This window comes from Limibacillus halophilus, from assembly GCF_014191775.1.
GTDB classification, from domain to species: Bacteria; Pseudomonadota; Alphaproteobacteria; order Kiloniellales; family CECT-8803; genus Limibacillus; species Limibacillus halophilus.
Genome location: NZ_JACHXA010000002.1, coordinates 450576 through 475627, shown reverse-complemented (window position 1 = coordinate 475627; position 25052 = coordinate 450576). Strand labels below are relative to the sequence as shown.

Genomic DNA, 25052 nt, shown 5'->3' with positions numbered 1-25052 from the left:
AAAGCCCGGGCTGCTCTAGAGCAAGCCGCCCATCACCACCGCGGTATCGCTCATGCGGTTGGAGAAGCCCCATTCGTTGTCGTACCAGGACATGACACGCACGAAGGTCTTATCCAAAACCTGTGTTTCATGCAGATCGACGGTCGAACTCGCCTTGTTGTGATTGAAGTCAACGGAAACCAGCGGCAGATTGTTGGTTTCCAACACGCCCTTGAGCGGGCCGGCCGCCGCTGCGGCGATCGCCTCATTGATCTCCTCGACGCTGGTACCCCGATTGGCTTCGAAGGTGAGGTCGATCAGGCTGACATTGGGCGTCGGGACGCGGATTGACGTACCGTCTAGCTTGCCTTTCAGCTCAGGCAGAACCAGGCCGACCGCGCGGGCAGCGCCGGTCGAGGTCGGAATCATGGAGACCGCCGCCGCGCGGGCGCGGGCCGGGTCCTTATGCAAGGTGTCGACGGTCTGCTGATCGCCGGTATAGGAGTGAACGGTCGTCATGAAACCGTGCTTGATGCCCACGGTCTGATTAAGGACGTGAGCGACCGGCACAAGGCAGTTCGTGGTGCAAGAAGCGTTGGAGACGACAGTATGCCCGCGCTCCAGCTTCTGGTGGTTAACACCGTAAACGACGGTGAGATCTGCTTCGGTGGCCGGAGCAGAAACCAGAACCTTCTTTGCGCCGCCCTTCAGGTGGGCGCTGGCTTTTTCCTTGCTTGCGAAAATGCCCGTGCACTCCAGCACGATATCAACGCCGAGGTCGCCCCACGGCAAGCTGGCGGGATCGCGCTCGGACAGCACTTTGACTTCGTGACCATCGACCGTGATGCTTTGGTCGGTCGAGGAAACGGTTCCGGGATAACGGCCGTGCACGCTGTCGAAGGCCAGTAAGTGGGCGTTGTCCTTGGCGGAACCGAGGTCGTTGATGGCAACGAACTCGATATCGTTGCGCTTGGATTCCATGGCGGCGCGCATCACCAGACGGCCAATGCGCCCGAAACCGTTGATACCTACCCGAAGTGCCATTTTCTGCTTTCTCTCCTTCGCTGCGCGCGCAGTCTGCTACATCAGAGTGCGGCTTTTACTCGACGCACCACCTCATCAGCGGTGATCCTGAACTCCTTGTAGAGGGCATCGGCAGGTGCCGAAGCGCCAAAACCGGTCATGCCGACGAAACTGCCTTCCAATCCTACCCAGCGGTTCCAACCGAAACCGGAAGCCGCTTCCAGGGCGATGTGAAGTGTTCCCGGCCCCAGTACCTCGTCGCGATAGTGCGCGGGTTGCTCCAGGAACAGCTCCCAGCAGGGCATGGACACGACGGCTGCGGAAATACCCATTTCCTGAAGTTTCGCCCGCGCCTCACAGGCGATCGCGACCTCTGAGCCAGACGCGATGAGCGTGACCGCGCGCTGCCCATCTTCCGCCGTTTGAAGAATATAGGCGCCGTGGGCGCAGTAGTTCTCGCCGGAATCGACGCGAAGGGTTGGCAGACCCTGGCGTGTCAGCGCCAGCACCGACGGCCGATCCTGTTGCTCCAGCGCAAGCTGCCAACATTCAGCCGTTTCAATCGCGTCACAGGGCCGCATCACCAAGAGATTGGGAATGGCCCGCAGGCTTGCAAGGTGCTCGACCGGCTGATGGGTCGGGCCGTCTTCGCCAAGGCCGATCGAATCGTGGGTCATGACATAGACGACGCGTTGCTTCATCAAGGCCGAGAGACGAATGGACGGTCGGCAATAATCGGTAAAGACAAGGAAGGTGCCGCCATAGGGGATAATGCCGCCATGCAGCGCCAAACCATTCATTGCGGCCGCCATACCATGTTCGCGCACGCCGTAATGAACATAGCCACCAGAGAAGTCTTCGGCGGTCACGGGTTGCTGGCTTTTGGCGCGGGTGTTGTTCGATCCCGTCAAGTCGGCGGACCCGCCGACGAGGCCCGGCAGGGCATCGGCAATGCAGTCGAGCACCTGTTGTGAAGAAACACGCGTGGCCGCTTTGGGCTTGTTGGCGACGACCTCCTCCTTGAATTTTTCCAGTGCAGCCGTCCAGCCTTCGGGTAGCTTGCCGGCCATCTGGTCGGAGAAGCGCTTGCGCTGCTCCGGATCGCGGGCCGCCAGCCGCGCGTCCCAGGCCGTTGCTTCGGCTGCGCCGCGTGCACCAGCGGCGCGCCAGGCGTCAAGCACATCCGCGGGAATTACAAAGGGCTCGTGCGGCCAGCCCAGCTTTTCCCGCGCACCGGCAATTTCCTCGTCACCGAGCGGCGCACCGTGGGTTTTCTCCGAGCCTGCTTTGGTCGGGGCGCCGAAACCGATGGTGGTGCGGCAGGCAATCATCGTCGGCAGGTCGCTACCCTTTGCCTGTTCGATGGCCTGAGCAACCGCTTTGGGGTCGTGGCCGTCTACCGAAAGAGTGTTCCAGCCTGCCGCCTCGAACCGCTTCGGTTGGTCAACCGTATCAGTCAGCGTGACCGGGCCGTCGATTGAAATGCCATTGTCGTCGAAGAGGACGATCAGCTTGTTGAGCTTTAGATGCCCGGCCAGTGCGATGGCCTCGTGACTGATGCCCTCCATCAGGCAGCCGTCGCCGACCAAGCAGTAGGTATAATGATCTACTAGGTCCGCGCCGAATCGACTCGCCAACAGACGCTCGGCCATGGCCATGCCGACAGCGTTCCCCAACCCCTGACCAAGTGGCCCGGTGGTGGTTTCGATACCGGCCGCATGGCCATACTCCGGATGGCCCGCAGTCCGGCTTCCTAGCTGGCGGAAGTTTTTCAAGTCCTCCAGCGTCATATCCTTGTATCCGGTCAGGTGGAGCAGGCTGTAAAGCAACATCGAGCCGTGACCAGCCGATAGCACGAAGCGATCTCTATCTGGCCAATCAGGGCGTTGCGAGTCGTACTTAAGAAATTGCCTAAAAAGAACGGTCGCGACATCGGCCATACCCATGGGCATTCCGGGGTGGCCGGAATTGGCGCGTTGGACGGCATCCATGGAGAGAAATCTTATGGCGTTTGCCATGTCCTGGTGGGACACCTTTTGGGAAACCATTTGGCTATAAGTCCGTTGTTCGTGGGGCCGTCAATCGTGTGGGCAAGCCGACAAGCGTGGGCCCAAGCCCGCCAACGCCCAGTGGTCCTACTGCCTTCGCGAATAGGGGGGAAGATGCCGATGCCATGGCCAAGCGTCAACCGGCAACTTGTCCCTATATGTTGCTCCTTGTTGCGATTGGTTGACCAATTGGCTCAACACAAACTATCCTGTGTGCGGCTTTTGGTGTTCAAAGCCTATAGTTAGGGGAAGTTCCTCACGCGCCATGTCACAGTTGAACGACAAGTTAAATCGCCTTGATGGCGTTATCGGTCGGCTTGAAGAGATCATCGGTTCCGCCGGGTCGGCGGGAGGGTCGGTGAGTCGGCTCGTGGCTGAGGCTGGAGCGGTGCCCGCGGCCGTCAGTGCAAGCGATGCCGAATCGGAGGCTTTACGCGAGAGTATGGAGGGGATCGTGGATCGCCTCGACGACACCATTCAGCGCTTGCGCACAATCCTGGAGAACTGAAGGCGATGGCTCAGGTAACCTTGACGGTCAATGGCCGTAATTACGAAGTGGCCTGTGGCGACGGCGAGGAGGAGCGCATCCGCAGCCTGTCCCGTGAGATCGATGCCAGGGTGCGGGCGATGGCCGAAGCGGTTGGGCAGGTGGGCGAGGCGCGTTTGCTTTTGATGACAAGCTTGATCATGGCCGACGAGATGAAGGAAATGAGTGCCGGAGGTGGTGGTAATGGCACTGCGAACGGCACAACGGTGAACGAGGAAGAGTTGAACGAGCGCGAAAATGCCATCGCGGCCGAGGAAAAGAGACTCTCGGAAATGGTTGTTCAGCTCGATTCCTATGCCGAACGACTGGAAACTATTGCCGAAAGGCTCGTACAAGCCTAACTATGCCCATGGAAGCGGCGTGCTGCGTGGTGCGTTAGGCCATTCGATCCCTGGGGCCAATATCGAAACTCTAGGGAGCTGTCCCTGCCGGAGCCGTGGTTCCGGTATATGGCGCCCACCTGCTTAGGCAGGCCACAGAGGATGATGCAAGCCGACGGCCGACGTGGCACCCGCTTTCAATTTCCAGTGTCTATCCGACCAGGACTGCTGCCAGGGCGGATTGGACTTCACGAAGCGAAAAACCTTTCCACCGAATTGTGATCGGGCGACGAGGAAACGGCGATGGGCCACGCATTGGATGACGAAAAGGCGCTCCTTCGCCGTGAACTTTTCCAACGTCGCAAGGAAGCCGCGGCCAATGCGCCAGAGGCTGGACGATATGTCGCGGAGCGCATAGCGCGTGATATCCCTTTGCCAATCGAGGCGCCGATTTCCGGGTTTTGGCCCATGGGGAGCGAGATAGATATTCGGCCCTTACTGGAGAAACTGAACCGAGAGGGTCATCCCGTCGGGCTGCCGGTTGTGGCACGCAAGTCGGCGCCCCTCACCTTCCGTCGCTGGCAAACGGGAGACAACCTGGTCTCCGGAGGTTTCGGCACCAGCATACCCGATCCCAATCAGCCGGAGATCGAGCCTCGGGTGCTCTTTGTTCCACTGCTGGCCTTCGACCGGCAGGGCTACCGCCTGGGATACGGCGGCGGGTTTTATGACCGCACGCTTGAACGCCTCAGGCGCATCGGCCCGCGCCTTGCGGTGGGTGTTGCCTTTGCTGCCCAGGAGGTTGCGGAGGTCCCGCGCGACCGATATGACCAAAAGCTGGACGTCATCGTGACCGAGCAGGAAGTCATCTCTATCGACATGAAGAAAGTCGGACGAACATGAGAATTCTTTTCCTGGGAGATATTGTCGGACGTCCCGGCCGGGACGCCGTTGCCAAGCACCTCCCCGATCTTCGCCGTGAACTGAAAACCGATGCCGTGATTGCCAACGGCGAGAACGCGGCGGCTGGATTTGGAATTACCGAAAAGATCTGCAACGAACTTTATGCAGTCGGCGTCGATATCATCACCGGAGGGAACCATTCCTGGGACCAACGCGAGGCGCTGGCCTTTATCCAGGACCAGCCCAAGCTCCTGCGCCCCCATAACTACCCGCAAGGAACGCCTGGGCGTGGCGTGGCAAACTATGAAATAGGACGCGGGCGCAAGTTGCTGGTGATCAATGTCATGGGCCGCCTGTTCATGGACCCTCTCGATGATCCTTTTGCCTCGGTGGAGGCGGTGCTTTCCAGCGTGCGCCTGGGCGCGACTACAAATGCTATCCTGCTGGACTTTCACGCCGAAGCGACTTCGGAAAAAATGGCCATGGGTCACTTCGTTGACGGCAAGGTTTCGCTGTGTGTCGGAACCCACACTCACGTACCCACCGCGGACACGATGATCCTCCCCGGCGGTACGGCCTACCAAACCGACGCGGGGATGTGTGGAGATTATGATTCCGTCATCGGCATGGATAAGGGCGTGCCGGTGCAGCGGTTCCGGCGCAAGCTGCCAACAGACCGTTTATCGGTTGCCAGTGGCGAAGGCACGCTATGCGGCCTGTTCGTCGAGACCGACGACAGCAGCGGGCACGCCATCTCCGCCCAGCCGATACGCCGCGGCGGAAAGCTCCAGGCCACACCGCCGCTGGATTGACCGGAAAAGCTACGACAAGGCCGGTTTAGATCTGCAACATAGCCAGGTCATGTTGAATGGTAGGTCCGTGACGGGCTTTCGAGCAGAACCAAAAGCTGATAGAAGGCGCGCTGCGCCGGAGGTCATCTGTTCACAACCTGTTCTCAGCGTGATATTCCAGGCGTCGAAATGCACGACAAACTACGAAATATGGTATAAGCGGCGAGCGACAGCCGCATGATATTGATGGAATCCCGATTCTGAACGCTTGGCGTCGGCATCGGCCAGATGGGACGAAGGGGACCATGGCAGGTCATTCACAATTCAAGAACATCATGCATCGCAAGGGTGCGCAGGATAAAAAGCGCGCCAAAATATTTGCGCGGCTGGCGAAGGAAATTCTCGTGGCGGCGAAGTCCGGTTTGCCGGAAGCCGACAAGAACCCCCGGTTGCGCCTAGCGATCCAAAACGCCCGTGCGCAGAACATGCCCAAAGACAACATCGATCGGGCTATTGCCAAGGCAGTCGGCGGTACGGACGATTCAAACTACGAGGAGATTCGTTACGAGGGTTACGGCCCCGGCGGCGTTGCCGTCATCGTGGAAGCGCTGACCGACAACCGTAATCGCACCGCGTCCGAGGTGCGGACGATCTTCGCAAAGAACGGCGGCAGTTTGGGTGAGACTGGCAGCGTCGCCTTCAACTTTGAACGTGTCGGGCAGATCATTTATCCGCTTGCCGCCGGCGATGCGGAGAGTGTCTTCGAGGCTGCCGTGGAAGCGGGCGCACTCAATGCCGAAAGCAGCGACGGCGGCCATGAGATTACCTGTGCGCCGGAAGACTTCGCCGAAGTGCGTGATGCGCTGGCGGAGTCTTTGGGAGAGCCGGAGGAAGGTGGCTTGGCCTGGAAGCCGACAAACACCATTCCCGTCGAAGAAGAGCAGGCGCAAACCCTGTTCAAGCTCCTAGATGCTCTAGACGACAACGACGATGTGCAGAGCGTCGCCGCCAACTTCGACATTGCAGACGATGTGATACAGCGCTTGACGGCCTGACGGCTGAATCGCGCCTTGAAAGACGGAAGGACAACATGCGCGTCCTCGGATTGGATCCCGGCCTTCGCCGTACCGGCTGGGGCGTCATAGACGCCGAGGGCACGCGCTTGGTTCATGTCGCCAATGGTGTGATCACCTCGGATGATAAGGCCGAACTCGCTGATCGCCTGGTGCAGCTTCACCGGGGAATCGAGGCGGTGATGGCGGCGCAGGAACCCGACGAGGCGGCGGTCGAGGTGTCGCTCGCCAACAAGAATCCGGCCTCGACCTTGAAGCTTGGGATGGCACGGGGGATCGCACTCCTGACGCCGGCCCTTGCGGGCCTGCTTGTGGGTGAGTACCTGCCGATGATCGTCAAGAAGTCGGTCGTGGGGACGGGCCATGCCACCAAGGAGCAGGTGCAGATGATGGTCCAGCGATTGCTGCCGGGTTGCGAGATTAAGAATGCGGATTCAGCGGATGCGCTGGCGTTGGCCATCTGCCATGCGCATAACCGTGAAACCGATCGTAAGTGGACGCGCGGCGGTGAAGATCCCCTGCAGATGGCCCTAGCCGGGAGGCGACGCCGATGATTGGCAAGCTAACGGGCTTGGTTGAGGGTTTTGACGGCGATGCGGTGATCCTTGATGTGAACGGCGTCGGCTATCTGGTCTTTGCTTCTGCGCGCACCTCCGGCGCTTTGCCGCGTGGCGAGTTGCGTAGTTTGTTGATCGAGACCCACGTCAGAGAGGACCATATCCATCTCTACGGTTTCCTTGATGTCGCCGAACGCGACTGGTTCCGCTTGCTGCTGGGCGTGCAGGGTGTCGGCACCCGGCACGCGCTCTCGATCCTCTCGGTGCTGTCTCCCGAACAGTTGACGCAAGCAGTGGCGGCACAGGACAAGGCATCTCTCACCCGGGCCAGCGGCGTGGGTCCGAAACTGGCGGGGCGGCTTGTCTTGGAGCTGAAGGACAAAGTCACCAACATGGCGTTGGGTGCGGCAGCGCAAATCGGCGATTCTGCGGCAGCCTTGCCAGCGGGCGGGCTTTCCGGCGCAGCGGAGGACGCGATTTCGGCCTTGGTCAACCTGGGGTATCGCCGGGCGGAGGCTTTCACGGCGGTGGCTAAGGCGATGAAGGCCCAGGGCAAGGATAGCAGCGTCGAATCCCTGATACGTGACGGTCTCAAGGATCTATCGGCATGAGCGAAGATCGGTTGGTTTCACGCGAAGAGCAAGGGGACGACACTCTCGACAATGGGATGCGGCCTCTGCGCATGGCCGATTTCATCGGTCAGAAGCAGTTGCGTGAGAATCTACAGATTTTCATCGAGGCGGCCCGCAAACGCGGTGACGCGCTGGATCACGTGCTGCTGTTCGGCCCTCCGGGACTTGGCAAGACGACGCTTGCTCAGATCGTCGCCCGTGAAATGGGCGTCGGCTTCCGCGCCACCTCGGGGCCGGTCGTCGCGCGGGCGGGTGACCTGGCGGCCATTCTGACGAACCTGCAGCCGCATGATGTGCTCTTCATCGACGAGATTCATCGACTCAATCCGGCGGTGGAGGAAATCCTCTACCCGGCGATGGAGGATTTCGTGCTGGATCTCATCATCGGTGAAGGTCCGGCGGCCCGCTCGGTTCGGATCGACCTGCCACCCTTTACACTGGTGGGGGCAACAACCCGCTCTGGTTTGATCACCACGCCCTTGCGCGAACGTTTTGGCATTCCTCTACGGCTCAACTTCTACCAACCCGAGGAACTACGGCTGATCGTCGAGCGCGGCACCAGGGTATTGGGTATCGAAATGGATGAGGAGGGCGCGCTTGAAGTTGCACGGCGATCACGGGGAACGCCGCGCGTTGCCGGGCGGCTACTCCGCCGTGTCCGAGATTTTGCGGCGGTGGCCGGCGACGGACGGATAGACCGAAAGATTGCCGATGCGGCCCTGTTGCGGCTGGGCGTCGACCCCCGCGGCTTGGACGCCATGGATCGGCGCTACCTACACTGCATTGCCGATGTTTACAGCGGCGGTCCAGTGGGCGTGGAAACATTGGCCGCAGCCCTTTCCGAGCAGCGCGACGTGCTGGAGGAAGTGATCGAACCCTATTTGATTCAACAGGGTCTGCTACAGCGAACGCCGCGAGGCCGCATGCTGACGCGGGGCGGTTATGAATACCTGGGGTTGACGCCGCCCAAGGGGTTGGAGCGCAATCAATACGATCTGTTGGACGCTGATGAGACGGCCGTCAGTGAAGATGGGGAGGATCTATGACCTCCGAATCCGAAGCTGCTGGATTTAGGCAAGACGATTGGTATTGCCTGCCATTGCGCATCTATTACGAGGATACCGATGCCGGAGGCATCGTCTATTACGCGAACTATCTGCGCTTCGCCGAGCGCGCGCGGACCGAGATGCTGCGCCATGCAGGGATAGAACAACAAGCTTTTAGGGCACAAAACGGCCTCATTTTTGCCGTATCAAGCTGTCAGATTCATTATCGCCAACCTGCGCGCCTCGATGACCGGATCATTGTTAAGACGCGGGTCGAGGCGATGACGGCGGCGAGGATAAAGATGCAGCAGGAAATCTGGCGCGATGGCGACAGGCTGACCGATCTTGAGGTGTGGATCGTCTGCCTGCGGGAGGACGGCCGCCCGGCGCGGGTGCCATCCATGGTAAAGGCGAGTTTGGAGCTGTTCACGAGAGAAGGGAAGGCAGACTAGACGTCATGGAACAACAAGCGATTGACAGCGTGACCCTCGGCGGGTCGGTAGTGCCCCACGACTTCTCGGTCTGGGCGCTTTTTTTACAGGCCGATACGATCGTCAAGCTGGTGATTCTCCTGTTGCTGGCCGCATCGGTTTGGTGCTGGGCCATCATCATCGATAAGTCGATGAAGCTGCGACGCCTGAAGGCACGCGCCAACCAGTTCGAGGAAACCTTCTGGTCTGGCGGCTCCCTGGAAGACCTCTATGACAGGATGAGCGACCGGCCCAACGATCCCATGTCGGCGGTCTTCGTTTCGGCCATGCGTGAGTGGCGACGCAGTATCGGGCGCTCGCTCGACAGCGAGAGTGCGCGTGCGGGCCTGCGTTTGCGCCTGGAGCGGGTGATGGACATTGCCTTGGGCCGGGAAATGGAGCGCTTGGAACGTCATATGATCTTTTTGGCTTCTACCGGTTCGGCGGCGCCGTTCATCGGGCTTTTCGGCACGGTTTGGGGCATCATGAACGCCTTCACCTCCATCGCCGCCTCGAAGAACACCAGTCTTGCTGTCGTGGCGCCTGGCATCGCCGAGGCGCTTTTTGCCACCGCACTCGGTCTGGTTGCCGCAATTCCAGCGGTTATCGCCTACAACAAGTTGTCGAACGACATGGGACGCTATGCCCAGAGGCTGGAGAACTTTGCCGGCGAATTCAGTTCGATCCTGTCCCGTCAACTTGAAGATGAGGACTGAGTCATGGCCGGAGGCGTCATCCATGGTAGTGGCAGAGGGCGGCGCAGTCAGCGTTATCGCCCGCTATCCGAAATAAACGTCACGCCCTTTGTGGACGTGATGCTGGTGCTGCTGATCGTCTTCATGGTGACGGCGCCCTTGCTAACCGTTGGCGTGCCTGTCGATTTGCCAGAAACCGAAGCGCAGATGATCTCTGATCCACAGGAGCCGTTGGTTATTTCCGTGGATCGCGAGGGCAGCGTTTATCTGCAGGACACCAACATTGATCTGGAAAAGCTGGTGCCGCGCCTGATTGCCATTACCGGCAGCAATCCAGACGCCAAGATTTTCGTGCGTGGCGACCGAGCGATCGCCTATGGCCGCATTATGGAAGTCATGGGGCTGGTCAACGCCGCCGGATTCAAGAAGGTCGCCTTGATCGCAGAGATGCCGCGCGACAAGGGAGCTTCCAAACAGGGAAGCGGTGGCTGATCCATGCGCCGCGCGGTCATCCTTTCTGCAACCTTCCACGTCAGCGTGATTGCGCTGATGGCAATAGGATTACCGTTGTTCAAGCAGGAACCGCTTGAGATCGCGCCCGCTGTCCCGATCGAGGTCGTGACCATCGACGATGTGACAACAGCAAAGCCAGCCAAGGAAGCGCCACCGGAAAAGCCGACGCCACGCCCCGAGCCGACTCAAGCGGCAAAGGCGCCGCCACCGCCGCCACCGCAGAAATCGGAGCCGCCGACACCGCCGCCCTTACCGAAGAATGAGCCGGAGCCGATTCCGGAACCCAAGCAACCTGAACCGGTCAAGGAGCCGACGCCCATTCCTCAGCCTGAGCCACCGCCCCAGGTTGCGGAAGCGCCTCCCAAGCCGGAACCGGAGCCAACTCCGCTGCCCGATCCCGTGCCGGCACCGAAGGAAGAGCGCGTCGATGAAACACCGCCGCCGGCACCTCCCGTGCCGTTGGAAAAACCGAAGCCGCCCCAGTTGGCCGAAAAGCCGCAGGAAAAGGAACCAGTCAAGAAAGCCGACAGCTCATTGGATTCCATCCTCAACAACGTGCTGAAGGACCTTAAGCCGGCGGCCAAGGAGCAGGATCAGCCGAAGAAAGATCCGCAGCCGCAACCGACGGAGACGGCGCAGCTTTCCAGCAAGCCAATGACGATTAGCGAGATCGACGCCATCCGCCGAAAGATCGAAGGCTGCTGGAACGTGCCTGCCGGCGCCCGCAATGCAGAGAATTTGATCGTTGAAATCAGGCTCTTCATGAATCCGGACGGTACGGTGAGCCAGGCAGAAGTCGTGGATCGGGCGCGTATGGGCGGCGATCCTTTCTATCGCGCCGCTGCCGAAAGCGCGCTGCGTGCGGTTTTCCGCTGCCAACCCTTGCCCGTGCCCTTGAAGAAGTATGACACCTGGCGTCAGATCACGATGCGATTCGACCCCTCGAAAATGCTATAAGGCCCCAAGGAGGAAAAGAGTAACCATGAGACGCACCCTGAGCCTTGTGAGCTTTTTGCTGCTCGTCTTTGTCGCGCTGTCACCGTTGCATGCGCGCGCTGAGTTGCGCATCGACATCACGCGCGGCACCATCGAGCCCCTGCCGATCGCCATTTCCGCCTTTTACTCGGACAATCCCGAGGCGGCGCGCATGGGGCAGGATATCGCCAACGTAGTAAGCGCCGATCTGGAGCGTTCCGGCCTGTTCGTGCCGCTCGACCCGCTGTCGTTCATTCAGGATGCGAAGTCGACCGCGCTAACACCGCGCTTTGGCGAGTGGAGCGTTCTCAAGACTCAAGCCTTGGTGGCCGGCACCGCCGAATTGCAGGGCGACGGTCGCCTCCGGATTGAATTCCGCCTTTGGGACGTTTTCGCCCAGCAGCAGATGCTCGGCCTGGCTTACGCGACGACCCCGGCAAACTGGCGGCGCGTCGCCCACATCATCGCTGATTCGGTCTACAAGCGGCTGACGGGCGAGGAAGGGTACTTCGACACCCGTATTGTCTACATTGCTGAAAGCGGCGCGCAGAACCGCCGTGTTAAGAGGCTGGCCATCATGGATCAGGACGGCGCCAACCACCGCTTCCTGACAGACGGAAGCGACCTGGTTCTAACCCCCCGGTTCTCGCCGACAAACCAGGAAATCACTTACGTTTCTTACGTTAATGGGACTCCCAGGGTCTATCTCTTCAATCTCAATACCGGCCAGCAGGAAGTACTGGGCGATTTTCCGGGCATGTCCTTTGCGCCCCGTTTTTCGCCGAATGGGAACAGCGTTATCATGAGTTTGGCGCGGGACGGAAATTCGGATGTGTTCACGCTTGACCTGCGGACGCGCGAATTACGCCGCCTGACCTCGGACCCTTCCATTGATATTTCGCCATCCTATTCGCCCGATGGCAGCCAGGTGGTCTTCAATTCGGACCGCGGCGGCAGCCAGCAACTCTACGTGATGAATGTCGACGGCTCGAACGTGCGTCGTATCACGTTTGGCGAAGGACGCTATGCAACACCGGTCTGGTCGCCGCGCGGCGACTTGATCGCCTTTACCCGGTTGTTCAAGGGTGAGTTTTACATCGGCGTCATGCGGCCGGACGGCAGCGGTGAGCGAATGTTGGTGCGCGATTTCCGTGTCGAGGCGCCGACATGGGCGCCAAATGGGCGCGTGCTTGCCTACTACCGCCAGGGGCGGGCGAACAGCCGTGGAGAGGTGTCGAGCAAGATCTACACGATCGACCTGACGGGCTTCAATGACCGCCAGTTGCTCACGCCCATTGACGCCTCGGATCCAGCTTGGTCGCCCTTGATTCCGTAATATCCGACCAGTATAGTCTGGCAAACGAGCGGCCCAGGGATCGATGGGGGGAGCCGCAGTTGAAACAGGGGACAGGTTGCCACGCGGCACAAACGCACTTTCCCAAGCGAAACACACAACCTTGGCCATGACCCATAATGGGAAGCAATGCGGTCAAGGGTACTGAAGGGATCGATACTATGCGCTTCAAATTCCTTTCTATTTTCGCGGCCCTCATCCTCCTGACGGCGTGTGAATCAACGCCCAAGGACGGTGGCGACAGCATGAGCAGCGGCCAGCAGGCCGCACCGGTCGCAGGCCCGACGCCGGGCACTCAAGAAGACCTCGTTGTCAATGTTGGCGACCGAGTCTTCTTTGGTCTCGACCAGTATGATCTGCAGAGCGATGCTCGCGCCACTCTCGACCGAGTTGCAGCATGGCTGAATACCAACCCGTCGGTGACCTTGACCATCGAAGGTCACGCCGATGAGCGCGGTACGCGCGAGTACAACTTGGCGCTCGGTGATCGCCGTGCCACCTCTGCTCGCGATTACCTCACGGCTCTCGGTGTGAGCTCCGGCCGCTTGCGGACGGTGTCCTACGGCGAGGAACGGCCTGCTGTGTTAGGGTCCAACGAAGCATCCTGGGCACAGAATCGTCGCGCGGTCTTCTTGGTTAACTAAGCCCGCCAGCGATATTTTGATACCGGAGGGCGCTTGCTGGCGACGGCAAGCGCCCTTTGCTTTGAGTCATCGATCCATGATCGCCATAATTCTGCCAACAAACGGCGTAAAGCTCGGTTAGACTTCGGACATCCTTTGGAGTGCGCTGCGGTTTAGCCATTCCGTGCGACAATGGTTAATGTCTAATGGCCGAAATCCTGTGAGAGTGTCTTACATGCCTGAACTGAATGCCTTTTCTCGAATGTTGCAAAGCAATCGCGCCTACCTTGGCGCCCTGGCTTTGTTAGTGCTTCTGGCCCTACAGCCGCAAGCCCACGCGCAGGACGTACAGGCACTGCAGAATCAGGTGGATCGTCTGCAGCGCGAACTGACCGATCTGCAGCGGACAGTTTATCAGGGTGGGACTGCGACCGGCAGTAGTGCAGCGTCTGAACTGCCTGCCGGTAGTGCCGCGCGCCTGGAGGTGCGTATGGGTGAGTTGGAGCAAAGCTTGCGTCAGCTTCGTGGCCAAATCGAAGAGATGAGCTTTCGAATCACCCAGAACCAGGAACGCTTGGATAAACTTTCCGCCGACGTGGATTATCGCTTAACGGTGCTTGAAGGTGGTAACCCCGCCGGCGCCGCTGCGCTCGGCAGTGCGAGTTCCGAAGGTACGGATGCAGGTAGCGCGGCTTCCGGCGCCGGCGCGGCAACAACGGACACTGGCACCGGCGGCACCGCTACGGCATTACCGGAGGGAAGCGCCCCGCAGCCTGGCGTGCTTGGGCAAGTCAGTGAGAATGAACTGGCCCGCGTGCAACAAAACAAACCTGCGGATGCCACGGCAGGGACGAGCGCTGCCGCTGGGCAGCAAACCGCTTCCGCACCGGTCAAGGTGACCTTGCCGGAAGGTTCGGTCGAAGCGCAGTATGAGTTCGCTCTGAGCCTTTTACGTCAAACCCGCTTTGACGAGGCAGAAGTGGCGCTGGGTTCGTTCCTTGAGAAGCATCCCGATCATATTCTTTCATCCAACGCCAAGTACTGGCTGGGAGAAACCTATTACGTGCGTGGCGACTACCAGAATGCGGCGGTGACCTTCGCTGAAGGCTTCCAGGAGTTTCCTAACAGCGCAAAGGCACCGGATAACCTTCTGAAGCTGGGTATGGCTTTGGGTCAGCTTGGTGACAATGAAAATGCCTGCGCCACGTTTGCGCAGTTGCAGCAGCGGTTTCCGACCGCCCCGGCCAATATACAGCAGAAGGTTCAGTTGGAACGCCAACGCTTCGGCTGTTCTTAATGCAGGAACGCGCGCTGTCAGGCGGTGCTCAACGTACTGTCGCGGCTTTCAAGTTCGCGATGGAACGCTTTGGCCCCTACGAGAATAGCCCCCATTTCGCGGTAGCCTGTTCAGGTGGCGCTGATTCTCTCGCGCTGACGGTTCTTCTTCACGAGCAAGTTGTCTCTTTGGGCGGGATGGTAACGGCTTTGACCGTGGATCATGGTTTGCGGGAAAACGCGCGAGCCGAAGCCGAGGCGACCGGCAAAGTGCTGGACGGATTGGGTATCAGGCAGGAAATCCTAACCTGGAGCGGCCCCCGCCCGGCCAGCGGGATTCAGGCTGCAGCGCGGGACGCTCGCTACCGGTTGATGTTTGAATGGTGCCGCGAACATACGGTTTTGCACCTTTTTCTGGGCCATCACGCGTTGGACCAAGCCGAAACGCTGATTCTGCGGCAGCGCAAAGGCAGTGGGGAGAGCGGCCTGAGTGCTATGCCTGCAATCCGTGATCTGCCGGATTTGCGATTGGTCAGGCCCTTGCTGGCGGTCAATCCACAAGATTTGAGGTGCTTCTTGTCTGATCGGGAGCTGGCCTGGATCGAAGATCCCAGTAATAGGGATCGCCGCTTCACCCGCGTGCGCCTGCGCGAGGAATTGCAGACAGACGCTGCCGGCAGGGTCGGTGAGTTGGCGGACAGTGCGCGCGGACATGGCTTTGTGAGAGACCAGACTGAAAGGCGGTTGGCCAACTGGTTCGCGCGCCATGCGCGACTGGACCCCTTTGGCTGCTTGCTGCTTGAGCGCGGCGCATTAAAGCAAGGTTCTGATACCGATGCGAAGGCACTGCTGGCACGGGCCTTGATGACGGTCGGCGGCGCCGTCTACCCGCCGCGTGGGCGCGCCCTTGAGGGATTGCTGTCCGAGATTGCTGCTGGAAAGTCATTTCGTCGCACCTTGGGCGGTTGTTTGATCGAAGGCCGTCTTGACGATTTGTTGATCTTTCGCGAGTTAGCTCTTACGACATCCCAGCCCATGGTTGAGGCTCAATTTCTATGGGACGGCAGATTTCTCCTCTCGGTTTCCGTCGAGGCCGGTTATGGCGAACGGCTGGGAGATCGGGGATTTCGCGCGGCAGCCCTTGGAAACAAAGGCTGGAAGGGGCTTTGCGCTGCTAATGCCGAAAGTAGCCTGCGAGCCAAACCACATCCGGCCCGCCTGGCAATTCCGGCGATTTGGCAGGGTGACAAATTGGTTGCCGTACCGCTCACAGGCTGGTACTGCCCCGATTGGCCGAAAGATTTAGCGGTAAAATGCCGCTTTAGGCCAATTTTTCCACTTTCTGCTGGAGGCTTTACAGTTGTCCAGAACGAAAGGCACATTATCTAGCTTAGGACGGATTAATTGAAAGCGGCGCGCCATGTCCATCCGTGATAGACTTGGCAACGTACCGCAGAGGACGGAAAAGACGTGAACTTCAGCCGCAACGCAGCGCTATGGATTGTCGTTATCTTACTTCTCTTCGCGCTGTTCAGCGTGTTTCAGGGAAGTGGGCCTCGTGGAGTACAGCAACAACTCGCCTACTCCGACTTCGTTGAACGTGTGACATCGAGTGGTGTCCGCGATGTCGTGATCCAAGGCGAAAAGATATCTGGCCATCTTTCTGATGGGACAAGTTTCCAAACTTACTCGCCGCCCAACGACGCGCAGATCATCGATCAGTTGATGCAGGCAGGTGTCCGGGTTCAAGCAGCGCCGGAAGAAGAACCCAATGCACTGCTTTCGATCCTGGTCTCTTGGTTCCCGATGCTGCTTTTGATCGGCGTTTGGATATTCTTCATGCGGCAGATGCAGTCCGGCAGTGGCAAAGCCATGGGTTTTGGCAAGTCACGCGCGCGCCTGCTGACCGAGAAAACCGGCCGTGTCACGTTCGAGGATGTGGCGGGTATCGAGGAGGCCAAGCAGGAGCTGGAGGAGATCGTCGAGTTTTTGCGCGATCCGCATAAGTTCCAGCGGTTGGGCGGGCGCATCCCCAAGGGTGTGCTGCTTGTTGGCCCGCCGGGGACTGGCAAGACGCTTCTGGCCCGCGCCATCGCAGGTGAGGCGAATGTGCCTTTCTTCACCATTTCGGGCTCCGATTTCGTTGAGATGTTTGTGGGTGTTGGCGCAAGCCGCGTCCGCGACATGTTCGAGCAGGGTAAGAAAAATGCACCCTGCATCATCTTCATCGACGAGATCGATGCGGTTGGCCGTCATCGCGGCGCCGGCCTTGGCGGCGGCAATGACGAGCGCGAACAGACCCTCAACCAGCTGCTGGTCGAAATGGACGGTTTTGAGTCCAATGAGGGCGTTATTCTGATCGCTGCGACCAACCGCCCCGATGTTCTCGACCCGGCCTTGCTGCGCCCGGGCCGCTTTGACCGTCAGGTGGTGGTTCCCAACCCCGATGTTTTAGGCCGCGAGCAGATTTTGCGGGTGCACATGCGCAAGGTCCCGCTTGCACCAGATGTCGAGGCCAGGGTTCTGGCCCGGGGTACACCGGGCTTCTCCGGCGCCGACCTCGCTAACCTGGTAAACGAGGCGGCTTTGATCGCCGCCCGTTCCGGTAAGCGCGTGGTGACGCAGTCGGATTTCGAATCCGCTAAAGACAAGGTTCTGATGGGGGCCGAGCGGCGCTCGATGGTGATGACCGAGGACGAAAAGGAACTGACCGCCTACCACGAGGCGGGCCATGCGTTGGTCGGGCTCTTCGTGCCGGGCAACGATCCTCTGCATAAGGTAACCATCATACCGCGCGGACGGGCGCTGGGCGTGACCATGAATCTGCCTGAGCGTGATCGCTACGGCTTCAAGAAGAACGAGATCATGGCCAAGCTCGCGATGATGTTCGGCGGTCGTGTCGCAGAAGAACTGATCTACGGCAATGCAAACATTACCACGGGCGCGGGCAACGATATTCAGCAAGCAACCAATCTCGCGCGGCGCATGGTAACGGAATGGGGTATGAGCGAGAAGCTCGGTCCGTTGCGTTACGAGGACAATCAAGAGGAAGTCTTCCTTGGTCATTCGGTGGCGCGCGCGCAACACATTTCAGAGGCGACAGCCAAGCTGATCGACGAAGAAATACGCCGTATCATCGACACCTCAGAAGTCAAGGCGACGGAAGTCTTGAAGGAGCACATCGACGATCTGCACAAGATCGCCAAGGGATTGCTGGAGTTCGAAACGCTTTCCGGGGCGGATGTCCAGGCTCTCCTGCGGGGCGAGACCATCGATCGGTCGGACCCAGGTGCCGGCGATGCTGCCGCGGGTGGCAGTGCGGGGCGACGCGCCTCGGTTCCCAGCAGCGGCCATCCCAAGGGTAGCGACAAGGGCGCCCCCGGGGGGCTTTCGCCTGAGCCGCAGCCCGGTAGCTGACGTACAAGGCCACCGGTTTCGAGCGTGTTGAAGAGCATTGTTTTGTGAAAGAAGCGACTGATTGTGTGTCAGTCGCTTCTTTGCTTTCGGGGAGGCCTGTTAGGTGGGGGAGATGACTGAACGATCGGGGGGCGCAACGCTTGCGCGAACAGTTCTACTGCTGCCGCTTGGTCTGGCCAGGGGCGACCACCAACGCGCCGGCGCCCTACCGCTGGTCGGTGGTCCGATGGCGTTTACCCATTGCGAGGTCACGGTGCGCCAGGGCAAAGCAGAGATTGCGCGCGCCATCCTGCCAACGGATGAATTGCTTGCTTGGGCCACGCTGCAGTGTCCGTTGGAGAAGGATACCATCGCGGCGTTGCTGCGGAACCTGACCCAACCGCGTGCAGCTTTTGCGGATCTCGACCTCGGTCGCCCGAAGATCATGGGTATCATCAATGTGACGCCGGATAGCTTTTCCGATGGCGGTGATCGCTATGATGGCGGCGTGGCGATCGAGGCTGGCTTGGCGATGCTGGAGGCCGGCGCGGATATACTGGATATCGGCGGTGAGTCGACGCGGCCCGGTGCGGCCCCGGTTTCCGTCGAGGAAGAGTTGCGTCGGGTACTGCCTGTCGTGCGCGGCTTAGCTGAACGGGGGGCAGCGGTGTCCATCGACACCCGCCGGGCTATGGTCATGCGCGAGGCGGCTGCGGCTGGGGCAAGTATTATCAACGACGTTACTGCATTGAGCTACGACCCGGACAGTCTTTCTGTTGCGGCGGAGCTGGCTCTGCCGGTCATTCTGATGCACATTCAGGGTAAGCCTGAAACCATGCAGAAAGATCCGCGGTACGACGATGTAACGGCCGAGGTCTTCGATTATCTCTGCCAGCGGGTGGCGGCCTGCGAGGCAGCCGGAATCAGCAAGGATAAAATCGCCGTAGACCCGGGTATCGGTTTTGGCAAGACGGTGGGCCATAACTTGACGTTACTTGACCGGCTGGCGGCTTTTCACGGCACAGGTTGTGCCGTGCTGTTGGGTGCTAGTCGGAAGCGCTTCATCGGCGGTTTGAGTCGTGACGAAGCACCCAAGGACCGCTTGGCCGGGTCGCTGGCCTGTGCTCTTGCTGGGGTGGAGCGCGCCGTGCAGATGGTTCGGGTGCATGATGTGGCTCAAACCCGCCAGGCTTTGACCCTTCAGCAAGCCATTGCATCTGCGCCTAGCTCTTAATCGCGATCCGGGCTTGCCTTGCAGTGGCCTTATTGCTGCTATAGGGCTTCATTCAATCTCTTGTCGATTGAGCTTTTCCGGATGACGGGTCCATAGGGCGGACGATGACCAAGACGCGAAATCTTTTTGGAACCGACGGAGTGCGAGGGCGCGCCAACAGCGAGCCGGTGACCGCCGAGATGGCGCTTTCCCTTGCCATGGCAACAGGCTCGCGGTTTCGGCGTGAAAGACACGCGCTGGCGGTGATCGGCAAGGATACGCGTCTATCCGGCTACATGCTCGAACCAGCGCTGACCGCGGGGTTCATCTCTGTGGGTATGGACGTTGTGCTGTTGGGTCCAGTGCCGACGCCAGCGGTGGGTATGCTGACACGCACGCTGCGCGCGGACCTGGGCGTTGTGATCTCTGCCTCCCACAACCCCTTCGCCGATAACGGGATCAAGTTCTTCGGTCCCGATGGCTTCAAGTTGTCCGATGCCGAGGAGAGCGCCATAGAAAACCGCATCGCGCAGGGCACAGCCGACCTGCGCGTTCCGGCGGAAGACCTAGGGCGTGCCCGTCGGTTGGATGACGCCAGAGGCCGTTACATCGAGTTCGTCAAACAATCCTTTCCGCGTCAGATGACTCTCCAGGGCCTCAAGGTCGTCGTCGATTGCGCTCATGGTGCCGCTTACGCCGTAGCGCCGCGCGTCTTCTACGAATTGGGCGCAGAAGTGGTGGCAATCGGTGTGACACCGGATGGCATCAACATCAATGCCGGATGTGGTGCGACTGCGCCGCAAGCCCTGGCAGAACGGGTGGTTGCCGAAAAGGCCGACCTTGGCGTCGCGTTGGATGGCGATGCGGACCGGGTGATTCTGGTGGACGAACGCGGTCAGGTGATCGATGGCGATCAGGTGATGGGCTTGATCGCAGCCCTATGGCAGCGCCAGCAGCGATTGCGTGGCAGTGCCGTTGTGGCGACGGTAATGTCCAATCTGGGTCTTGAGCGCTTCCTGGCAACGGAAGGTATCGCGCTGGAGCGCACGCCCGTGGGTGATCGCTATGTCGTGGAGCGTATGCGCGGCGGCGGTTTTAATCTGGGCGGCGAGCAGTCGGGCCATATCGTTATGACCGACTACACGACGACCGGCGACGGTCTGATCGCGGCGCTGCAAGTTCTGGCTGCCCTGGTCGAACGGCAACGACCGGCCAGCGAGGTTGTGCATGTTTTCGAGCCTTTGCCTCAACTCCTTCGTTCGGTCAGAGTCGTGGACCGTTCCGTCTTGAATGCCCCGTCAGTGAAGGCTGCGATTGCAGAGGCCGAGGCGAGCTTGGGAAAAACCGGACGTTTGGTGATCCGTCCCTCGGGCACCGAACCGGTGATCCGCGTCATGGCCGAAGGCGATGACATGATTAGTGTGGAAAAGGTTGTGATCGGGCTTTCCGAGATGATTGCCGCTGCAGGCGTTAGCAAGGGATAAAGAGATAACATGCACTGTAATGGACGCGTCCTGATCGTAGCAGGGTCGGACTCGGGCGGTGGCGCGGGCATACAGGCCGATATCAAGACTGTGACGGCGCTGGGTGGATTTGCGGCGACAGCCATAACGGCTTTGACGGCTCAGAATACCCAGGGTGTTTTCGGTGTTGAAGCTATCTCGCCGACCTTCATCCAGCAGCAGATGCAGGTTGTACTGGAAGATATCGGCGCCGATGTCATCAAGACCGGCATGCTGCATGATGTGGCGACCATAGAAGCGGTCGCTGAAGTCCTGGAGACGGCAGGCGCCGGTATTCCGCTCGTTGTCGATCCGGTGATGATTGCCCAAAGCGGTGCCTCATTGCTGGCGGATTCCGCGGTTGCGACCCTGGCAGCACGGATGCTGCCGCTGGCGGCGCTCATCACACCGAACATTCCAGAAGCCGAAGCATTGACCGGGCTTTCCATCGGTGATCCGGATGCAATGGAGCGCGCCGGTCTGCAGTTGCATGCCATGGGCGCGGCGGCGGTACTGGTCAAAGGCGGTCACATGAAAGGCGACGTTCTGACCGACGTACTTGTAACCCGATCAGGTGTGGAACGCTTTACGGACAGCCGGATCGACACGCAGGAGAATCATGGAACCGGCTGTACCTTGGCCTCGGCGATAGCAACGGGTCTGGCGCAGGGTATGACCCTGTCCGACGCGGTGGCCCGCGGACGGCGATATCTGCGTGCAGCCCTGGCCAGTGCGCCTGGGCTGGGACGTGGCAGCGGGCCGGTCAATCATTGTGTCACCGTTAGACCGGATGATCTCTAGGGAGCAGTGTCATGGCGGAAAGGCAGCTTGATCTCTACCAGATAGACGCTTTCGCCGAGCGCAGTTTTTCAGGTAATCCAGCCGCTGTCGTGCCTTTGAAACATTGGTTGAGCGACGAGCAGATGCTGGCTATCGCGGCAGAGAACAACCTCTCCGAAACGGCTTATTTCGTGCGCCAGGAAACCGGCCGGTATGCCCTGCGTTGGTTTACGCCAGCCCACGAGGTGGATCTTTGCGGCCACGCAACCCTTGCCAGCGCCTATGTCATCGGCCGTTTCCTCGATCGTGACGCTAAGCGGATAGCATTCGATACGCTTGCCGGTGAATTGCTTGTCACATTGGAGGGTGACAACCTGACGCTCGACTTTCCAAGTCGGCCACCGTTGCCCGCGAGCGCTGAACGGCGTCAGCAGGTGGAGCAGGCCCTGGGCAGCGCCCCGCTGGCCGTCTTACAGGCGCTGAACGGCACGGGTAAGTTGATGGCTGTTCTTGCCGACCCCGCTGCGGTGGCGGCGGTGGCCCCTGATTTCCGCCAGGTCGCTGGCTTTGCAAGTGACGGCTTGATCGTGACCGCGTCGGGCGTTGATCCGTCGAGCGCGGTGCACTGCGATTTCGTATCGCGATATTTCGCGCCGCATGCGGGCATCGACGAAGATCCGGTTACGGGCTCCGCGCACTGTGTGCTTGTGCCTTACTGGGCGCAAGAGTTGGGTAAATCCCGTTTGGTGGCGCGACAGATATCGAAGCGCGGCGGCACGCTTGCTTGTGTCCTGTCGGGTGACCGTGTGCTGCTGACCGGCAAAGCCGCGCTCTACATGACCGGCAAGATCCATTTGTCGGACTGATGACAGGCTCGGAGGACGTAAAATCGATGACCGCACTCTACTTCGAAGATTTCACGCCGGGGCGCAGTTTCACAGCGCCGCGTTGCAGCCTGAGCGAGGCTCAGATTCTGGATTTTGCCTTCACCTACGACCCGCAACCTTTCCACATCGATACGACGTGCCTGGATAACCCCTATGGCGGCCTGATCGCCAGTGGGTTTCAGACCCTGCTGGTCGCCTTTCGGATGTTTTACCAGGCCAATGTGATCAACCACTGCTCAATGGGTTCACCCGGCATGGACGAACTGCGTTGGCTGAGGCCGGTTCGGCCCGGCGATACACTCGGTCTCACCGCGGAGGTCGTTGAACAGCGTGCGAGCCGGAGCAAACCCGACCGCGGCATCGTGGTCATGAAGTATAGGGTCGATAATCAGCATGGCGAGACGGTGATGACCTATAACATCACGCACATGTTTCGCTGCCGTACGGTCTAAGCCGGGCGCTGGTGCTACAGCGGCCAGACCAGCAGGATCAAGGGCACTGAGACCACCAGAATCAGCAAGTCAAGCAACAGACCCATGCGCCAGTAGTCGCTGAAGCGATAGCCGCCCGGGCCCATGACAAGCAGATTGGATTGGTGCCCGATTGGCGTCAGGTAGGTTGAAGAGGCACCAACGGCCACGGTCATTAGAAGGGGGTCGGCGCTGACCCCTAGGCCGCTCGCCAAAGTGATTGCGATGGGGGCCATCAGAACGGCAGTGGCGGCATTGTTCATGATGTCGGTCATCAACATCGTGACTGCCATCAGCAACATCAGGATCAACCAAATTGGCGCACTATCCTGTAGGGCAAGAATGGGCGCGGTGATGCTGGCTGCGGCACCACTGGTCTCCATGGCTAGCCCAACGGGGATCATTGCTCCCAGCAAGACGACGATCGGCCAGTCGATCGCTTCGTAAACTTCACGCAAAGTGATGTCGCCGAGCAGCACCAAGGCGACGACCGCCAGGACGAAGGCAACTTGTGGCGGCAGCAATCCTGTCAGAAGCAAGACAATCGAGGCCGCGAACACCGCCAGGCTTCGCCAAGCGAGTCCATCCGGCCGCCGTACCGGCAGCTCGCGCTGTGCGAGAGGCAAGACACCCAGCAATGCAAAGGTTGCCGACAGGGCCTCGATCTCGCCTTGGAGCAGGAGCACGTCACCGGCGTGAAAGCGTACTTGTCCCAAACGGTCGGTGATGCGCTCGCCGCGCCTCGAGACGCCGAGCAGGTTGAGCCCGTAGCTGGTATGCAGACGCAAGTTGCGGACGGTACGGCCCTCGAAACGCGATCCTGGCGTGACCACGACTTCCACCAGCCCGACACGGTCGCTGCGGAGCGATTTGGCAGTCGACTCCGGCGCACCCATCAATTCCAGGCCCGCCGATTCCATTGTGCGTTTCAATGTGGCGGGGTCGGTCTCCAGCACCAAAACATCACCGACTTGCAGACGTAGATAGGGCGAGGGGGCAAGCATCCGGTCCTTACGGCGTTCCAGCGCCACCACCGCCAAGTCGGATTGCGCCATCGTTTCCAAGTCCACAAGTCGACGCCCGGCCAGGGTCGAACCTTCGGTAATCCGTACTTCCGTGATGTAGTCTTCTATTTCAAAACGCTCCGCTGCCGGGGCGCTTTCGTTCTCCCGGCCCGGCAGCAATCGCCACCCAAGGAACGCGATGTAAAGCAAGCCCAACCCGGCAATTCCCAAGCCGACCGGTGAAAAGTCAAACAATCCGAAGGCCACGCCGGTTTCGCGCTCCCGGTACGCCGCTATGATGATATTGGGTGGTGTGCCGATCAGCGTTAGCGTGCCACCCAGAAGTGACCCGAAGGATATGGGCATCAGGAGCTGGCTGGGCGGGCGTCCGCTGATATGTGCCGCGTTGATAGCGACCGGCAACATCAAAGCCAGAGCGCCGACATTGTTCATGAAGGCCGAAAGCAGCATCGTTGTCCCGGTCAAGACAAAGACCTGACCGACAGGGTAGCGCCCCGCTGGATTTAGAATGCGGCCGATGCCGGCAACCACGCCTGAGTTCTGGAGGCTGTGGGAGATCACCAAAATGGCGGCTACCGTTATTACCGCCGGGTGGCCAAAGCCGGAAAAGGCGTCTTCTCCTGGCACCAATCCAAGCGTGACACTGGCCATGAGTGCTACGACCGCAACAAGATCATATCGCCAGCGGCCCCAGGCGAAGAGGAGCAGAGTCGCAGCTATGATGCCTAGCAGCAGTATCTGTTGCGTCATGTATGGATTCTTCCCTGTTCCAACCTAGTGTCCCCTAGTCCGATACCTCTTAGGAAGGTAAATTTATTTTGCAACGCAGCAAAATTATGAGATTGCTCCGCTGCTGCCCAAGATAAAATTTGGTTCGGCTGCGTTGACGCGCCGCAACATGGCTCCTAAACTCCGCGCCGAAACTGTCAGATAGCGACCATCTAATGCAAGGGAA

At 59.9% G+C, this 25052-nt stretch carries 26 protein-coding genes and 1 other RNA gene; 23 read left to right on the top strand and 4 right to left on the bottom strand.

The features are described from left to right. Positions 1 to 15: 15 nt before the first annotated feature. Both gap and tkt read right to left on the bottom strand, forming a co-directional pair. Entirely contained in the window at positions 16 to 1023 is a 1008-nt protein-coding gene (gene gap, locus FHR98_RS05375; protein ID WP_183415602.1) for a type I glyceraldehyde-3-phosphate dehydrogenase, read from the bottom strand. Positions 1024 to 1064: 41 nt separating this feature from the next. Then, the gene (gene tkt, locus FHR98_RS05370; RefSeq protein WP_322091215.1) at positions 1065 to 3020 is read right to left on the bottom strand and encodes a transketolase; all 1956 of its coding nucleotides are present in this window, start codon (positions 3018 to 3020) and stop codon (positions 1065 to 1067) included. A 295-nt stretch (positions 3021 to 3315) separates the two neighbouring features. On the opposite strand from tkt, the gene FHR98_RS05365 reads away from it, so the two are divergent. The 5 genes from FHR98_RS05365 to FHR98_RS05345 all read left to right on the top strand — a co-directional run bounded on the left by FHR98_RS05365 (position 3316) and on the right by FHR98_RS05345 (position 5632). Then, entirely contained in the window at positions 3316 to 3558 is a 243-nt protein-coding gene (locus FHR98_RS05365) for a hypothetical protein (protein WP_183415600.1), read from the top strand. 5 nt (positions 3559 to 3563) lie between these two features. Then, the gene (locus FHR98_RS05360) at positions 3564 to 3938 is read left to right on the top strand and encodes a cell division protein ZapA (RefSeq protein ID WP_183415599.1); all 375 of its coding nucleotides are present in this window, start codon (positions 3564 to 3566) and stop codon (positions 3936 to 3938) included. Positions 3939 to 3954: 16 nt separating this feature from the next. Continuing rightward, a non-coding RNA gene (gene ssrS, locus FHR98_RS05355) (6S RNA) lies at positions 3955 to 4112 on the top strand. A 108-nt stretch (positions 4113 to 4220) separates the two neighbouring features. Continuing rightward, entirely contained in the window at positions 4221 to 4820 is a 600-nt protein-coding gene (locus FHR98_RS05350; protein ID WP_183415598.1) for a 5-formyltetrahydrofolate cyclo-ligase, read from the top strand. After that, on the top strand, positions 4817 to 5632 hold the full coding sequence (locus FHR98_RS05345) for a TIGR00282 family metallophosphoesterase (protein ID WP_183415597.1): 816 nt from the start codon (positions 4817 to 4819) through the stop codon (positions 5630 to 5632). Before FHR98_RS05350 ends, FHR98_RS05345 begins: the two co-directional genes overlap by 4 nt. Positions 5633 to 5775: 143 nt before the next feature. Here FHR98_RS05345 and FHR98_RS16830 read toward each other — a convergent pair whose 3' ends face one another. Continuing rightward, positions 5776 to 5928 (bottom strand): EspF repeat-containing protein, encoded by a 153-nt coding sequence (locus tag FHR98_RS16830; protein WP_183415596.1) that lies wholly within the window; start codon positions 5926 to 5928, stop codon positions 5776 to 5778. Between FHR98_RS16830 and FHR98_RS05335 the strand changes: the two genes are divergently transcribed. From FHR98_RS05335 to FHR98_RS05250, 18 genes are all read left to right on the top strand, one after another. Continuing rightward, positions 5917 to 6666 (top strand): YebC/PmpR family DNA-binding transcriptional regulator, encoded by a 750-nt coding sequence (locus tag FHR98_RS05335; RefSeq protein ID WP_183415595.1) that lies wholly within the window; start codon positions 5917 to 5919, stop codon positions 6664 to 6666. The genes FHR98_RS16830 and FHR98_RS05335 overlap by 12 nt on opposite strands. A gap of 35 nt (positions 6667 to 6701) precedes the next feature. After that, positions 6702 to 7238 carry a crossover junction endodeoxyribonuclease RuvC gene (gene ruvC, locus FHR98_RS05330; protein WP_183415594.1) on the top strand — a complete coding sequence of 179 codons (537 nt, stop codon included), beginning with the start codon at positions 6702 to 6704 and terminating at the stop codon, positions 7236 to 7238. Next, a complete protein-coding gene (ruvA, locus tag FHR98_RS05325) occupies positions 7235 to 7852 on the top strand; it encodes a Holliday junction branch migration protein RuvA (RefSeq protein ID WP_183415593.1) in 618 nt (205 codons plus the stop codon). Before ruvC ends, ruvA begins: the two co-directional genes overlap by 4 nt. Beyond that, positions 7849 to 8919, top strand: coding sequence for a Holliday junction branch migration DNA helicase RuvB (gene ruvB / locus FHR98_RS05320; protein WP_183415592.1), 1071 nt, complete (start codon positions 7849 to 7851; stop codon positions 8917 to 8919). The genes ruvA and ruvB overlap by 4 nt, the downstream gene beginning before the upstream one ends. Beyond that, positions 8916 to 9371, top strand: a complete 456-nt coding sequence (gene ybgC, locus FHR98_RS05315) for a tol-pal system-associated acyl-CoA thioesterase (protein ID WP_183415591.1) — start codon at positions 8916 to 8918, stop codon at positions 9369 to 9371. The genes ruvB and ybgC overlap by 4 nt, the downstream gene beginning before the upstream one ends. A gap of 5 nt (positions 9372 to 9376) precedes the next feature. Continuing rightward, positions 9377 to 10105 (top strand): protein TolQ, encoded by a 729-nt coding sequence (gene tolQ / locus FHR98_RS05310; protein ID WP_183415590.1) that lies wholly within the window; start codon positions 9377 to 9379, stop codon positions 10103 to 10105. 3 nt (positions 10106 to 10108) lie between these two features. Further along, positions 10109 to 10576 carry a protein TolR gene (gene tolR / locus FHR98_RS05305; protein WP_183415589.1) on the top strand — a complete coding sequence of 156 codons (468 nt, stop codon included), beginning with the start codon at positions 10109 to 10111 and terminating at the stop codon, positions 10574 to 10576. 3 nt (positions 10577 to 10579) lie between these two features. Beyond that, positions 10580 to 11554 carry a cell envelope integrity protein TolA gene (gene tolA / locus FHR98_RS05300; RefSeq protein WP_183415588.1) on the top strand — a complete coding sequence of 325 codons (975 nt, stop codon included), beginning with the start codon at positions 10580 to 10582 and terminating at the stop codon, positions 11552 to 11554. Between the two features lie 25 nt (positions 11555 to 11579). Next, positions 11580 to 12908 carry a Tol-Pal system beta propeller repeat protein TolB gene (gene tolB, locus FHR98_RS05295; RefSeq protein ID WP_183415587.1) on the top strand — a complete coding sequence of 443 codons (1329 nt, stop codon included), beginning with the start codon at positions 11580 to 11582 and terminating at the stop codon, positions 12906 to 12908. Positions 12909 to 13087: 179 nt separating this feature from the next. Continuing rightward, positions 13088 to 13570 (top strand): peptidoglycan-associated lipoprotein Pal, encoded by a 483-nt coding sequence (gene pal / locus FHR98_RS05290; RefSeq protein WP_183415586.1) that lies wholly within the window; start codon positions 13088 to 13090, stop codon positions 13568 to 13570. A gap of 214 nt (positions 13571 to 13784) precedes the next feature. Further along, positions 13785 to 14846 carry a tol-pal system protein YbgF gene (ybgF, locus tag FHR98_RS05285; RefSeq protein WP_183415585.1) on the top strand — a complete coding sequence of 354 codons (1062 nt, stop codon included), beginning with the start codon at positions 13785 to 13787 and terminating at the stop codon, positions 14844 to 14846. Next, positions 14846 to 16213, top strand: a complete 1368-nt coding sequence (gene tilS / locus FHR98_RS05280; protein ID WP_183415584.1) for a tRNA lysidine(34) synthetase TilS — start codon at positions 14846 to 14848, stop codon at positions 16211 to 16213. Before ybgF ends, tilS begins: the two co-directional genes overlap by 1 nt. Before the next feature lie 81 nt (positions 16214 to 16294). Next, positions 16295 to 18241, top strand: coding sequence for an ATP-dependent zinc metalloprotease FtsH (gene ftsH, locus FHR98_RS05275; RefSeq protein ID WP_183415583.1), 1947 nt, complete (start codon positions 16295 to 16297; stop codon positions 18239 to 18241). Positions 18242 to 18353: 112 nt separating this feature from the next. Continuing rightward, complete coding sequence (gene folP / locus FHR98_RS05270) at positions 18354 to 19454, top strand: dihydropteroate synthase (protein ID WP_183415582.1); 1101 nt, start codon at positions 18354 to 18356, stop codon at positions 19452 to 19454. A gap of 104 nt (positions 19455 to 19558) precedes the next feature. Then, complete coding sequence (glmM, locus tag FHR98_RS05265; RefSeq protein ID WP_183415581.1) at positions 19559 to 20917, top strand: phosphoglucosamine mutase; 1359 nt, start codon at positions 19559 to 19561, stop codon at positions 20915 to 20917. 9 nt (positions 20918 to 20926) lie between these two features. Continuing rightward, on the top strand, positions 20927 to 21736 hold the full coding sequence (thiD, locus tag FHR98_RS05260) for a bifunctional hydroxymethylpyrimidine kinase/phosphomethylpyrimidine kinase (RefSeq protein ID WP_183415580.1): 810 nt from the start codon (positions 20927 to 20929) through the stop codon (positions 21734 to 21736). A gap of 11 nt (positions 21737 to 21747) precedes the next feature. Beyond that, entirely contained in the window at positions 21748 to 22581 is an 834-nt protein-coding gene (locus FHR98_RS05255) for a PhzF family phenazine biosynthesis protein (protein WP_183415579.1), read from the top strand. Positions 22582 to 22607: 26 nt separating this feature from the next. Next, on the top strand, positions 22608 to 23054 hold the full coding sequence (locus tag FHR98_RS05250) for a MaoC family dehydratase (RefSeq protein ID WP_183415578.1): 447 nt from the start codon (positions 22608 to 22610) through the stop codon (positions 23052 to 23054). Positions 23055 to 23068: 14 nt separating this feature from the next. On the opposite strand, the gene FHR98_RS05245 is transcribed toward FHR98_RS05250, so the two are convergent. Beyond that, on the bottom strand, positions 23069 to 24847 hold the full coding sequence (locus FHR98_RS05245; RefSeq protein ID WP_183415577.1) for an SLC13 family permease: 1779 nt from the start codon (positions 24845 to 24847) through the stop codon (positions 23069 to 23071). Positions 24848 to 25052 lie beyond the last annotated feature (205 nt).

Coding starts and splice junctions, on each gene's coding strand:
- gap (WP_183415602.1), bottom strand. CDS start 1,023: ATGGCACTTCGGGTAGGTATCAACGGTTTCGGGCGCATTGGCCGTCTG.
- tkt (WP_322091215.1), bottom strand. CDS start 3,020: ATGGCAAACGCCATAAGATTTCTCTCCATGGATGCCGTCCAACGCGCC.
- FHR98_RS05365 (WP_183415600.1), top strand. CDS start 3,316: ATGTCACAGTTGAACGACAAGTTAAATCGCCTTGATGGCGTTATCGGT.
- FHR98_RS05360 (WP_183415599.1), top strand. CDS start 3,564: ATGGCTCAGGTAACCTTGACGGTCAATGGCCGTAATTACGAAGTGGCC.
- FHR98_RS05350 (WP_183415598.1), top strand. CDS start 4,221: ATGGGCCACGCATTGGATGACGAAAAGGCGCTCCTTCGCCGTGAACTT.
- FHR98_RS05345 (WP_183415597.1), top strand. CDS start 4,817: ATGAGAATTCTTTTCCTGGGAGATATTGTCGGACGTCCCGGCCGGGAC.
- FHR98_RS05335 (WP_183415595.1), top strand. CDS start 5,917: ATGGCAGGTCATTCACAATTCAAGAACATCATGCATCGCAAGGGTGCG.
- FHR98_RS16830 (WP_183415596.1), bottom strand. CDS start 5,928: ATGACCTGCCATGGTCCCCTTCGTCCCATCTGGCCGATGCCGACGCCA.
- ruvC (WP_183415594.1), top strand. CDS start 6,702: ATGCGCGTCCTCGGATTGGATCCCGGCCTTCGCCGTACCGGCTGGGGC.
- ruvA (WP_183415593.1), top strand. CDS start 7,235: ATGATTGGCAAGCTAACGGGCTTGGTTGAGGGTTTTGACGGCGATGCG.
- ruvB (WP_183415592.1), top strand. CDS start 7,849: ATGAGCGAAGATCGGTTGGTTTCACGCGAAGAGCAAGGGGACGACACT.
- ybgC (WP_183415591.1), top strand. CDS start 8,916: ATGACCTCCGAATCCGAAGCTGCTGGATTTAGGCAAGACGATTGGTAT.
- tolQ (WP_183415590.1), top strand. CDS start 9,377: ATGGAACAACAAGCGATTGACAGCGTGACCCTCGGCGGGTCGGTAGTG.
- tolR (WP_183415589.1), top strand. CDS start 10,109: ATGGCCGGAGGCGTCATCCATGGTAGTGGCAGAGGGCGGCGCAGTCAG.
- tolA (WP_183415588.1), top strand. CDS start 10,580: ATGCGCCGCGCGGTCATCCTTTCTGCAACCTTCCACGTCAGCGTGATT.
- tolB (WP_183415587.1), top strand. CDS start 11,580: ATGAGACGCACCCTGAGCCTTGTGAGCTTTTTGCTGCTCGTCTTTGTC.
- pal (WP_183415586.1), top strand. CDS start 13,088: ATGCGCTTCAAATTCCTTTCTATTTTCGCGGCCCTCATCCTCCTGACG.
- ybgF (WP_183415585.1), top strand. CDS start 13,785: ATGCCTGAACTGAATGCCTTTTCTCGAATGTTGCAAAGCAATCGCGCC.
- tilS (WP_183415584.1), top strand. CDS start 14,846: ATGCAGGAACGCGCGCTGTCAGGCGGTGCTCAACGTACTGTCGCGGCT.
- folP (WP_183415582.1), top strand. CDS start 18,354: ATGACTGAACGATCGGGGGGCGCAACGCTTGCGCGAACAGTTCTACTG.
- glmM (WP_183415581.1), top strand. CDS start 19,559: ATGACCAAGACGCGAAATCTTTTTGGAACCGACGGAGTGCGAGGGCGC.
- thiD (WP_183415580.1), top strand. CDS start 20,927: ATGCACTGTAATGGACGCGTCCTGATCGTAGCAGGGTCGGACTCGGGC.
- FHR98_RS05255 (WP_183415579.1), top strand. CDS start 21,748: ATGGCGGAAAGGCAGCTTGATCTCTACCAGATAGACGCTTTCGCCGAG.
- FHR98_RS05250 (WP_183415578.1), top strand. CDS start 22,608: ATGACCGCACTCTACTTCGAAGATTTCACGCCGGGGCGCAGTTTCACA.
- FHR98_RS05245 (WP_183415577.1), bottom strand. CDS start 24,847: ATGACGCAACAGATACTGCTGCTAGGCATCATAGCTGCGACTCTGCTC.